This is a genomic window from Veillonella sp. CAG:933, assembly GCF_000431435.1.
In the GTDB taxonomy this organism is placed as follows: domain Bacteria; phylum Bacillota; class Negativicutes; order Veillonellales; family Veillonellaceae; genus Veillonella_A.
This window is the reverse complement of sequence record NZ_HF986209.1, coordinates 1-11,759: the sequence shown is the minus strand read 5'-3', so window position 1 is coordinate 11,759 and position 11,759 is coordinate 1. Positions and strand designations below refer to the sequence as shown.

At 41.4% G+C, this 11,759-nt stretch carries 13 protein-coding genes and 1 pseudogene; 7 read left to right on the top strand and 7 right to left on the bottom strand.

The features are described 5' to 3' along the window. Positions 1 to 338: pseudogene (locus QZL64_RS07820) on the bottom strand (phosphate acyltransferase PlsX); the annotation flags it as partial. Between the two features lie 3 nt (positions 339 to 341). Then, entirely contained in the window at positions 342 to 902 is a 561-nt protein-coding gene (gene fapR / locus QZL64_RS07815; RefSeq protein ID WP_006554981.1) for a transcription factor FapR, read from the bottom strand. A 279-nt stretch (positions 903 to 1,181) separates the two neighbouring features. Between fapR and QZL64_RS07810 the strand changes: the two genes are divergently transcribed. Continuing rightward, the gene (locus QZL64_RS07810) at positions 1,182 to 2,861 is read left to right on the top strand and encodes a DUF438 domain-containing protein (protein WP_021841445.1); all 1,680 of its coding nucleotides are present in this window, start codon (positions 1,182 to 1,184) and stop codon (positions 2,859 to 2,861) included. A gap of 73 nt (positions 2,862 to 2,934) precedes the next feature. Here QZL64_RS07810 and QZL64_RS07805 read toward each other — a convergent pair whose 3' ends face one another. After that, positions 2,935 to 3,486: a PadR family transcriptional regulator gene (locus tag QZL64_RS07805; RefSeq protein ID WP_021841444.1), complete on the bottom strand. Its 552-nt coding sequence runs from the start codon at positions 3,484 to 3,486 to the stop codon at positions 2,935 to 2,937. A 211-nt stretch (positions 3,487 to 3,697) separates the two neighbouring features. Between QZL64_RS07805 and QZL64_RS07800 the strand changes: the two genes are divergently transcribed. The 3 genes from QZL64_RS07800 (at position 3,698) to QZL64_RS07790 (ending at position 6,278) form a co-directional block, all read left to right on the top strand. Further along, entirely contained in the window at positions 3,698 to 4,228 is a 531-nt protein-coding gene (locus QZL64_RS07800) for a phenolic acid decarboxylase (protein ID WP_021841443.1), read from the top strand. A gap of 103 nt (positions 4,229 to 4,331) precedes the next feature. After that, positions 4,332 to 5,540, top strand: a complete 1,209-nt coding sequence (locus QZL64_RS07795; protein ID WP_021841442.1) for an alpha/beta hydrolase — start codon at positions 4,332 to 4,334, stop codon at positions 5,538 to 5,540. Positions 5,541 to 5,708: 168 nt separating this feature from the next. Next, complete coding sequence (locus QZL64_RS07790; protein WP_156705599.1) at positions 5,709 to 6,278, top strand: DNA glycosylase; 570 nt, start codon at positions 5,709 to 5,711, stop codon at positions 6,276 to 6,278. Between the two features lie 118 nt (positions 6,279 to 6,396). On the opposite strand, the gene QZL64_RS07785 is transcribed toward QZL64_RS07790, so the two are convergent. The 4 genes from QZL64_RS07785 to QZL64_RS07770 all read right to left on the bottom strand — a co-directional run bounded on the left by QZL64_RS07785 (position 6,397) and on the right by QZL64_RS07770 (position 8,963). Continuing rightward, positions 6,397 to 7,533, bottom strand: coding sequence for an acyl-CoA dehydrogenase family protein (locus QZL64_RS07785; RefSeq protein ID WP_021841440.1), 1,137 nt, complete (start codon positions 7,531 to 7,533; stop codon positions 6,397 to 6,399). A 303-nt stretch (positions 7,534 to 7,836) separates the two neighbouring features. Continuing rightward, complete coding sequence (gene rpmF, locus QZL64_RS07780) at positions 7,837 to 8,019, bottom strand: 50S ribosomal protein L32 (protein ID WP_006554988.1); 183 nt, start codon at positions 8,017 to 8,019, stop codon at positions 7,837 to 7,839. Positions 8,020 to 8,057: 38 nt separating this feature from the next. After that, complete coding sequence (locus QZL64_RS07775) at positions 8,058 to 8,576, bottom strand: YceD family protein (RefSeq protein WP_006554989.1); 519 nt, start codon at positions 8,574 to 8,576, stop codon at positions 8,058 to 8,060. 252 nt (positions 8,577 to 8,828) lie between these two features. Further along, entirely contained in the window at positions 8,829 to 8,963 is a 135-nt protein-coding gene (locus QZL64_RS07770; RefSeq protein WP_006554990.1) for a rubredoxin, read from the bottom strand. A 362-nt stretch (positions 8,964 to 9,325) separates the two neighbouring features. Here QZL64_RS07770 and QZL64_RS07765 point away from each other — a divergent pair, with 362 nt between their 5' ends. The 3 genes from QZL64_RS07765 to QZL64_RS07755 all read left to right on the top strand — a co-directional run bounded on the left by QZL64_RS07765 (position 9,326) and on the right by QZL64_RS07755 (position 11,599). Next, positions 9,326 to 9,862 carry a hypothetical protein gene (locus QZL64_RS07765; protein WP_021841439.1) on the top strand — a complete coding sequence of 179 codons (537 nt, stop codon included), beginning with the start codon at positions 9,326 to 9,328 and terminating at the stop codon, positions 9,860 to 9,862. A gap of 163 nt (positions 9,863 to 10,025) precedes the next feature. Continuing rightward, positions 10,026 to 10,967, top strand: coding sequence for a nitronate monooxygenase (locus QZL64_RS07760; protein ID WP_021841438.1), 942 nt, complete (start codon positions 10,026 to 10,028; stop codon positions 10,965 to 10,967). An 83-nt stretch (positions 10,968 to 11,050) separates the two neighbouring features. Continuing rightward, a complete protein-coding gene (locus QZL64_RS07755) occupies positions 11,051 to 11,599 on the top strand; it encodes a gamma carbonic anhydrase family protein (protein WP_021841437.1) in 549 nt (182 codons plus the stop codon). The last annotated feature ends 160 nt before the right edge of the window (positions 11,600 to 11,759 follow it).

Here is an 11,759-nt window from a genome sequence, read left to right as displayed (position 1 = left end):
AAAGCTGCCGCTACGGCTGCCCCGGTACTGCCCGGCGCAATGACCGCATCGCATACTTTTTGTTTAACTAAACGCGTAGCGACAATGACCGATGCGTCTTTCTTCTTGCGCACAGCTGTGCCGGGATGTTCATTCATTTCAATTACTTCACTGGCATGGTGAATAATGAGTTGCGGATTTTTTTCCTGCCCGAATTCTTTTAATACTTCATAAATTCGTGCTTCGTCACCCACCAAAACTACTTCAATATTAGGGAAGGCTTTAACCGCATCAATTGCACCACGCACAATTTCAAACGGTGCAAAATCACCACCCATAGCATCTAATGCAATTTTCATATTTTACACCCTATTCTGAATGGGCTCCATTATGAATTTCGCCCGAAAGACTTCCTTAACTTTATCTTTGATTGTGACCCAAATAAAATACTTCTCACCTCGTTGTCGCATGACAGAGGCTTTGGCCACCAAATTACAATCTGCTTTAACAGGATTCTTATACTTTATATTGCCGACACCGGCTAATGAAGCGGGGATGCCCAGCACAGCCTTGGCTAATGAATCAGCCTGCGCATATAAATACTGAGGCTCCACATAGCCGCTGGAATCGGTCATGTCATCCGTCGTCCGCAATATACTCAGACCTTGTTCACCGGCGGTGAGATCTATAAGCTCACCAACCACTTCAATATGGCTGTGATTATTGCCACTTGGCGTCAGTCCGTCTACTCTGGATTTAATGCGCTCCCGTAATTCAGGAATGCCTAACTCCAATCGATCCAAACGAATCGTCGGCACACTGACATTAAAATAGATGGCCAACTCTTCGTCAGTAACGAAGGGCGTAGTATTCAGTTTTTGTTGCAATAACTGTTGTCGCTCTTGTTTTTTTATCCGACTCATGGTACCACCTTTTATGACCAAGTAATAATACTTCGTTACAATTATATGTCACAATGGCCATTTATGCAAGTAAAATTTATGAGCCCTAAAAATTCAACAAAAATTCAACAAAAATACGGCGATTATGTAGCCTCAGCTACTGAAAACTATTTTCAACTTCATTATAATAAAAACATGATCATAACTCAACCGTTGGGACCATATATTACAACAAAGTATCCCTATATATATTTTAACTATTAATTGCAGTAATGTGCAACCGAAAAAAGGAGAAGAACTATGACATCTATGAAAACAGCCTTAGGCTTAAACAACAACCAACGCCTCGAAAAAATGATTGAAATCAAGGACAGCTATTTAAGTGGTCAGTTAAGTTTAAAAGAAGCCCGTGCCCTGTTAAAAGATCACATCGGCACTTGCACACCGGACGAATTTGCTTACGGTGAGCAACAATTAAAAGGTTCTTACACAGACGAAGAAATCACCCACCGCATGGATGAACTTCTCGAATTATTCGACGGCATCCTTATTCGTGCCGAAAATACCTACCCGGAAAACCATCCGCTTTGGGTATATATGCAAGAAATCCAAGCAGGCCTCGCGGTTATGGATGAAGTAGACGCTTTATTAAAAGCACCTCATTTTATTAAAAATCCATGGCTCGGTATTTACGATAAATTAGCACAGTGGTCCCGCCATCTGTCCCGCAAACAAAACCAGCTCTACCCGGCTCTCGAAAAATACGGTTTTGACCGCCCTACCAAAATCATGTGGACCTTTGACGACAAAGTGCGTGATTTAATCAGCGAAAGCCGTCGCCTCTTACAAGCCGATGACACCACAAAATTCTTAGAACTCCAACCCAAAATGACCGATGCTTTCCGTGACTTGGCCGACAAAGAACAGGAAGTCCTCTTACCGACGGCGTATAAACTGGTGAAGGATGATGAATTCAGCCACATGAGCCGCGGCGACCACGAAATCGGCTTTGCCCTCATTACGCCGCCACCATTCTACGGTAATGTGACCGCCAACGGAACCGTCAACGATGCGCCCTCACTCTCAAACGACAACGAACAAAACTTCATGAGCGAATTAGCTGCTTTACTAGGTAAATACAATGTAGCTACAGCCCCATCCCCTGAAACAGAACTCGATGTAGCTACCGGAAAATTATCCCTTGAACGCATCAACCTACTCTTTAAACACATGCCGGTTGACCTTTCCTATGTGGACGAAAACGAACTGGTTAAATTCTACAGTGATACGAAACATCGTATTTTCCCTCGCAGTGCCAATGTTATCGGCCGTGAAGTACGCAACTGCCATCCTGCAAAGAGCGTTCATTTGGTAGAAGAAATTATTGAAAAATTCCGCTCCGGCGAACAAGATAAAGCTGAATTTTGGATTAATAAGCCGGAAGCGTTCATCTACATTCTTTACACCGCTGTGCGCGATGAAAAGGGTAACTTCAAAGGGGTTCTTGAAATGATGCAAGATTGCACACGTATCCGTAGTCTTGAAGGCTCTCGTACCCTCTTAACTTGGGACGATGAAGTTCACGGTAATAAAGAAGAATCAGAAACCGCTGCTGCCGATAGTGCCGCTACACCTATTACAAGCAGTACCGCTACGGCCGCTGCAGCTAACACCGCTACGACTGATACAAATTTTGCTGACAAGGATCAAAACAGCGAAACTTCAGCTACTATGGGGGACGAAATTACTGTCAAAGGCATTACCATCACTGGGGACACTCGTCTTTTTGACCTCTTCGATCAAGTACCTGGTCTCCGTCAACATATGCCGGAAATTAACAGCAATTTTGCTATGCTAAACACCGCTTTCGGCAAAATTATGGCTAAAAAAGCTACCATCGCCAAAGCAGCCGATCGTTCCGGCATGAGCCAAGCCGATTTGATGAATGCCATTGCTCAATATATTGAAAAACAGGCTTAAAATAGTATTAACTTAAAATTCTATTAATAAAAATAAGGAGATTGCAACCGTTACGGATTGCAATCTCCTTATTTTACTTTTTACCGGGTAAACGATTATAAGCCTCATGTAGCCAAGTTAAATGATCTTTTTCACGACGAATAGCGCGCTCTAAAATCAATGAATGACCAAAGTATCGCTCTTTAGGATTTGTCGTCCCGAACAACATCTGCCAACGAGATTCTAAATAGGTTAATTTTTCTTCGTGCCGCGCAATTTCTTCCTCAAATAAAGTCACCAATAAAGGCTGATCGGCGGAATCCATAAAATATACTTTCATGGCGAATTCGTCGCGTGTAGGTGGCAATGCATTCAATGATTCATTCAGCCATTCACCGAATACGGTGTTACCCGAATCGGTAATGGTATACTTCTTCTTCGTCAGTTTACTCCCTACAATCGCTTCATGACCGCTTATAAGCCCTTCCTGTTCCATCCGATTAAGCTCGGGATAAATCTGACTATGATTGGAGTACCAAAAATCTCCGATTTCCCCTTCAAACGCTTTTTTTATATCGTAACCGGCCATAGGCTCTTTTGACAATAAGCCTAAAATTACATAGCGCAATGTATTTTTTTGAGCCATGACAACTCACCTCTTTCAACAGTTCTTTAGTATCAAAATGACAGTTTCCAATGATTAAACTGTCAGTCCATATTTATCGCTTGACTTTTCCTATTACTAAGTATAACATACTAAGTGTAAATAAACATGTATTTATTTACATGTTGTTATTTTAATATTAAAACATCAATCAGTCACTTAATCACATGTTAATATGTAGGAGGTTATCACTATGGAATTCAAAGAATTAGACGACTTTTTAGGCACTCATTTTATTTACACTTATGATAACGGCTGGGAATATGAATGGTATGCCAAAAATGATCACACCGTAGATTATCGTATTCACGGCGGCATGGTAGCCGGCCGTTGGGTAACCGATCAAGAAGCCAATATTGTTAAATTAACAGACGGCGTTTTCAAAGTAACCTGGACCGAACCTACCGGTACCGATGTAGCCCTCGACTTTATGCCTAATGAAAAAATCATGCATAGCACAATTTTCTTCCCTAAATGGGTAGAAGATCATCCGGAAATCACCGTTTGCTATCAAAATGAACACATTGACTTAATGCATGAATCCCGTGAAAAATACGAAACATATCCTAAATTGTTAGTTCCTGAATTTGCTACCATTACTTACATAAGAAAAGCCGGCCAAAATAATGAAGAAGTCATTGCCGAAGCACCTTATAAAGGCATGACCGACGATATTCGTGAAGGTCGTTATTTTGATAAAGACTATAAACGCATTAAGAAATAAGCATGTATGATGCAATTAAGTCCCTATCCCCCTATAATATATAAGTAAAATATTTTAGAGGCTTTTCAAAAATAATATGTAATTTACTAAAAAAGGTGATACTATGAAATTACAACTGAAAGCCTATTTGGCCGTTTCACTATTGACGACCGGGCTTATCCTCTTCCCTTTAACTAATGACAAGGCCGCTACAAGCAATGCAGCCAATACGGTGCCAACTATGACAACAACAGCAAACAGTACTCAAAACGACTATATTGCCCCCACCTATCAGGACATCTTAGTCGCTAACGTACCGACATATAACAATCAAACCAAAGCCTTGCGATTAAATATATACAAACCGCAAAATACAACCGAACCGGTTCCTGTTTTAGTCTTTGTACATGGCGGCGGATGGGCTACGGGAACCTATGCGGAACCGACAGCTAATGATACTGCAAACAGCACCGTAAACAATACGCCTACTTCGATGAGCAATCTGCCACCGAATACCTACGGCGATGCTACAGGTCAACTTATGGCTAATGACAACCGTTCATCCTTGGAAGTTTTCAAAGAAGTAGTTCGCCACGGAATTGCCCTAGTTTCAGTAGACTATCGCTTAAATTCCGAAGCCGCCTATCCGGATCAAATTTATGATGTAAAAGGTGCCGTACGCTTCATTCGCGCTCACGCTAAAGAATACAACATCGATCCTAATCGCATTGCTATCAGCGGCACCTCGGCGGGCGCTCATTTAGCGCTTCTTTTGGCTACCACCAATAACAATCCTGCCTATGAAGGCAATGTGGGCGGCAACACCGAATACTCTAGTGCCGTTTCGGCTGTCATCGATTATTACGGCCCTACGGACTTGTTGACCATGGCGCCCGAAATGAACCCGGCCCTACAATCGACTGCCAAAGCGGCCAAAACTCACGATGCTCCGGATGCCAATGAATCTATTCTTTTAGGCTTCAATAAACCGGGCCAAGGTGTTGGTGTATTACGACAGCTTTACGAAACACATAACACACAATCTCCGGATTGGCATTATGTTGAATTAGCTCTAAACGGTAGTCCCGTTTATCAGGTAACACCACAGACCCCGCCAATGTTCATTGCTCACGGCGGTCGTGATACATTGGTACCGATTGCCCAAAGCTATCGCTTACGGGATGCTTTAAATTCAAATGGTGTGGAAAATTTATTCATTTCCAATTCCGAGGCACCACACGGTAACCAAGGTCAATTGGTAAACGAAACTATGGTCAAATGGATTGTCGATAAATTAAACGCGCAACCAATAACTCAATCAAACACTAAATAATGTGTTAAATGCAACAACTCCTTCTATGTACTGTGCTATACTAAGCCTATAGATAGTCATCATAAAAGGAGTTGTTTTATTATGTGTGCCAAAAGAGTCAATCAAAACATAGATAAAAATACTGCCAATACTATTGCAGAAACAAGTGCAACACCGGTTGTGGAAAGCATGCCCTTTCCCCCATTATTACCCTCCAATGCTACGGTTATGATGATGGGTACCTTTCCACCGGCCGCCGATAAACGGGCCATGCAATTCCATTACCCAAACTTTCAAAACGACATGTGGCGTGTGTACGGCATGATTTTCTTTAATGATCCGGACCACTTCCGTAAAGGTGAAGAAAAAGCCTTCGATGCCGATAAAATCAAAGCATTTTTAGCCGAAAGAGGTATCGCTTCCTGCCCTACTGTATGGCAAGCTATTCGCGAGCACGGCAATGCGTCGGATGCTTTCTTAAAAGTAGTAAAACCGGTGCCGATTGAAGAAGTCTTAGGCAAACTACCGAATTGCAAACATATCGGCACCACCGGCGGCAAAGCGACGGAAGTCTTACTCAGCCTATTACCTGAAAAAACAAAACTTCCTAAAACCGGTGAAACCATTACCGTTACCTTTGGGACAAGAACCGTTACCATAACACGTTTGCCATCCACCTCCCGCGCCTATCCGTTAAGCCTTGCTAAAAAAGCGGCAGCCTATGAAGCTTTTTTCCATGAAATGGGATTGTTGAAATAGCCCACCTTGTGTGAATTATAACTAAAAAAATATAAACAGTTAACGACAAAAAACGAGCGGAAAAATCCGCTCGTTTCTCTTTTAATAGCATTATATTATTGCAATCAAAGCCCCGTTTCTAACGCAACAAAGAACCGCCCACAACCATCTGCTGGGCTTCGTTGGTGCCTTCATAAATCTGGGTAACTTTGGCATTACGCATTAAACGGGCTACCGGATAATCTTCAGAGAAACCGTAGCCGCCAAAAAGCTGTACTGCCGCCGTAGTCACTTCCATGGCAATATCACTGCAGAACTTTTTAGCCATAGAAGCAGAAATTGTATACGGTCTACCTTCCGCTTTATCTTGGCCGGCATTGTGAAGCATCAGATTAGCTGCTTCTACTTTTATTGCCATATCGGCTAATTTAAACTGTGTATTCTGGAATTTACTGAGCGGTTTACCAAACTGAACGCGTTCTTTCGTATACTCAATAGCATGAGCTAATGCAGCTTCCGCAAGGCCCGTAGCCTGAGCAGCTACGCCGATACGACTACTGTCAAGGGCATACATAGCAATCTTATAGCCTTCCCCTTCATTCCCCAACAAATTAGCTGCCGGAACTTTTACATCTTTAAAAGTAAGACCGGAACAAGTGGATGTGTGAAGGCCCATCATAGGATCTCGTTTTTCTACCGTAAACCCTTCCATATCAGGCGTTACGATAAAAGCCGAAATACCTTTGGCACTGGCTTCCGCATCGGTTTTGGCAAACACGATATACATGCCTGCTTCGCCGGAGTTGGTGATATACATTTTTTCACCGTTTAAAATGTAAAAATCACCATCTTTTACAGCCATAGTCTGTACGCCCGATGCATCAGTGCCTGCTTCTTTTTCAGTCAATGCAAAGGCGCCCAAGATACTGCCTGCAACAAGGGGTTTCAAAAATTTTTCTTTTTGTTCATCAGTACCATATCGCAATAATGGCTCACAACAAAGCCCCATGCAAACGGACAGAGTAATGGCAAGACCATCATCAAATTTAGCGAGCTCTTTTAAAGCCACCATATAGCTGATATAATCTTCGCCTAAGCCGCCATACTCTTTAGACCAAGCAATTTTAGGCAAGCCTAAAGCCATTACCTTATCTACCAATTGACGATCGAAAATCTGCGCTTTATCCCGTTCAATCACGGTAGGTTCCACAAATTCACGACAAAATTCATTTACTTTTTCCTGCCAAGCTTTTTGATTCGCTGTTAACGGATGCATAGTAACCTCCTTATGCCTCTTCTTATTAAAAACCTATTCGTAGCGCCTAATGCTCATACCGACAGCCATATATATTAAAATACTAATTTCAGTCCGTTTTATCTAACGGTTATCATCCAAATATTGCTGTCTATATCAACACTAATACAATTAACATACTATGCCTTTAATAAGACATTTCACTGCTACTATAGCACAATTAAACTATATCGTCCACAAATCAAATATCCGGACATAGCAAAAGCGCGGCTATCCGATGGATAACCGCGCTTTATTAAGAGCTATTCACTAGCTCAGCAGGTCTTATTCAGCGATGTTATTAACAACCTGAGTTCCTTTATAATGACCGCATGTAGGGCAAACCCGATGAGGCATCATAGGTTCGTGGCATTGCGGACAAGCTACAAAACCTGGAACAGTTAATTTCCAGTTCGCACGACGACGGTCGCGACGACATTTGGACAATCTACGCTTTGGTACTGCCATTATCTGCACCTCCTTAACATAATCACTGGGACTTTTAATTAATCATCATCTTTTTCATCGAGCAGTGTACGTAACACTGCCAATCGAGGATCCACTACAAAGGATTCACAAGAACAAGGTGAAACATTTTTATTTGCTCCGCAATGAACGCACAATCCTTTGCAATCATCCTGACATAACACTTGAGATGGCTCATTGATGATTAATGTATCCCGAATGAGATCCGTTAAATCAATGGTCTCACCATCAAAAGGAACAACCTCGGCTTCCTCAACATCGTCCCATTCTTTAAGGACGCCATAGGTTTCATTGAATGGTGTAGTCTGCGAATACGCTACTTCCGTCAAGCAACGTGTACATTCGTAATCACCATTGGTTGTTACGGTTCCTTCTACGATGAAATCCTGTCCATCGTAACGAAAATCACCACTAATGGTTATATCATGACGGCTCCAAGGAAAAGCAGTTACATCCCCCAGCACGGTGGCCGGTTCAGTAAATTGAAAAGGAAACGATTTTCCTATGTGTTCTTTTGCTTGCTCTACTTGCAGTTTCATAATTTTACCTCGACTATAATATTATAGCTATCTAACATGTCTTTGTCAAATTGTTATCTACATTCTTGCCGTATTTTTCTAATAAAAATATACTCGTCCGATTTAATATCTATGCTTAAGGAGACAGATAACCGTAGATACACTCGTAAGAGACCCTCAACGCCTTTAAAAGTGTATTTTAGAATGAAGAGAAAAGCCCCCTTTTGCAAGGAGGCTTCTATATTTTTAGTTTCTGATTAAGATGTCAATCAATTACATTTTTTCGAATTGATCTTTACCAACGCCACAGATTGGGCAAACATAATCATCAGGTTGATCTTCAAATTTTACACCTTCAACGGCTTCGTCATAAACCCAACCGCATACTACGCATACGTATTTTTCCATCACTTGTTCCTCCTTTCATTTTAGAATAGACACTTGTATCTACATCTTTAGTCTATCACAAATATCGATTATGTTCAATATCTTTTTTCAAAATTTGTTAAATCCTTTTTAAGCCTTATTCTATCTATATTGTCAGACTTTTGACATGAAAAACTCGTAATAAAATGTAGCATATTGTTATTATTATTTTTGGTGTTTTATCTTAACGTTTTGCTATAAATTTACTAGCCATCGTTCTTTAAGTAAAATATATTTTTATCCATTTTAATTTCTTATTCAACTTCATCTACAAAAAGCATTTGATTTATTCTATAATTAAATATAAAGATACTCAATTTTATTTTCAATTAAGGAGTAAAACTATGAAACGGATATTATTCTTAACATTATTACTGGTGTCTCTCGCTACTTCAGCTTTCGCTATCTCCTTATCCGAACTGCAAAACTCGCCTCAATTCTTAAAAACAGACGAAACATCCGATGACACCTATTATTTAAACCAAGACTCAATAAAAATACTTCGTTATTCACCACCTTACTATACATTAGAATATACTATATATATCGTTTCCTATAGTAACAAAGCAATAGTAGAAATCAATACTGTTGCTAATTATAACTATGACCGTAGTGTCAATTATATACTGGATAATGTAGATACTAGCACTTTGCCTAAATACAACATAAGGGATGAATTAACCGAAATCCTAATTCAAGAAAAAGATAAAGATAATGGCCTTAGTCTTACGGTCACCGATAATGGTTTTTATGATTTGAACGGAAATCTATTACTGCCACCTAGCAATGATCCTCCTAGAGTAATGAAATCGTCTTTTGCTGGTCCAGCATACAATACCGCATCAAGTGCATTTAAAAAGGTCTATAGTATTTATTTTTAATCCAACAACACAACAATCGAAATATTTCTATTTATAGACTTTTTCATTAAATTCCTTTATAATTAGTAGTGGAAATAAAAGTGATTTTCAATTACTTCTTTTATTAAACAAATTCACAATTTTTTATAATAATAAACAATCTACATTTTACAGGAGGTAGAACATGAAAACAAAATTGACTGAACTCTTAGGCATCGAATATCCGATTATCCAGGGCGCTATGGCTTGGACGTCTGAACATATTTTAGTAGCGGCCGTAGCTAACGCAGGCGCTACCGGCGTTATCGCTACCGGCGGTCGCGAAGCTGATTGGGTACGTGAAGAAATCCGTGCGGCTAAGAATTTGACGGACAAACCGTTCGGTGTTAACCTCATGTTAATGGCTAAGAACATCGACGAAATCGTAGCCGTTATTAAAGAAGAAAAACCGGCTTTCGTTACTTTGGGGGCAGGCAACCCGGTTCCTTACATCGAACCGATGCATGAAGCCGGTATCAAAGTAATCCCGGTTGTACCAAACGTTAAATTGGCTAAACGTGTGGCTGCTGCCGGCGCTGATGCCCTCATCATTGAAGGCCAGGAAGCAGGCGGTCATATCGGTACCCAGACTACCATGGCTCTCATGGAAAACGTATTGCCTGAAGTAGATATCCCTGTAGTTATTGCCGGCGGTATTGCTGACGGTCGTGCCTTGGCTGCAGCCCTCACTATGGGCGCCGAAGGCGTGCAAATGGGCTCCCGCTTCATCTTGGCAGAAGAATGCCAGATGCATCAGAACTGTAAAGATGCCATCATCAAAGCAACCGATACGGACTCTGCTGTTACCGGTTTAACCAGCGGTCATGGCGGCGTGCGTTCTTTAAAAAATGAATTTACGCAAAAATACTTGGAAGCTGAATTCAGCTGTGCTCCAAAAGACGAATTAACGGCTATGTCCGTCGGCACTAACCGCAAAGCGGCTGTTGAAGGCGACATCGTAAATGGCGCCGTACAATGCGGTCAAAGCTTAAATCGCTTGACTAAAGTTGAACCGGCTAAAGTAATCGTTGATTCTGTAATCGCCGAAGCAAAAGAAGCGATTAAAAAAGCACAGCGTTTTGCTTAAGCTTTAGTATTGACCTACCATGGCCTCAACGACCCCTTTGATTGTTCCGAGGCCATGTATTATTTAGTAAAGGAGTTTTAACTATGTTACCTTTTAACGGAAAATACCCAAAATTAGATCCTAAATCTTGCCTCATGCCGGGCGCTGAAATTGCCGGCGATGTAGAGCTTAAAGAATACGCCTCCCTCTGGCAAAACGTAGCTGCTCGCGGCGACGTAAATAAAATTATCGTTGGTCGCTACACCAATGTACAGGACAACTCTGTACTCCATGTAGATGACGATAAAGCTTGCGTACTCGGCGATTTCGTAACCATCGGTCACGGTGCCATCGTTCACGCTTCCACCTTGGAAGATAATGTCCTCGTTGGCATGGGTGCCATCGTTCTCAGCGGTTGCCATATCGGTACCGGTTCCATCATCGCTGCCGGTGCGGTTGTGTTGGAAAACACCACGATTCCTCCGTATTCCCTCGTTGTAGGTGTACCGGCGAAAGTAGTTCGTACCGATGAATCTCAGGTTGAACGCATCCATAACCAGGCATTGAAATATAAAAACCTTTGGACTGAACGCTACGGTTTATTACCTAATGCAGGCGGCGAAGAATACAAAAAAGGCGCTAAAATCGTTTAATACGAACAAATGACTGTCGCAAATAAAGAATAAAAACTAAAGAGCTATCCCTAAGTTTAGCTCCCCATCACACAAAAGAGGCTGACAACAATTTGCTGTCAGCCTCTTATTATATGTTCTATGCAATTTCAGGCTTATAGGACAAAAAGTGTGTGTGGCT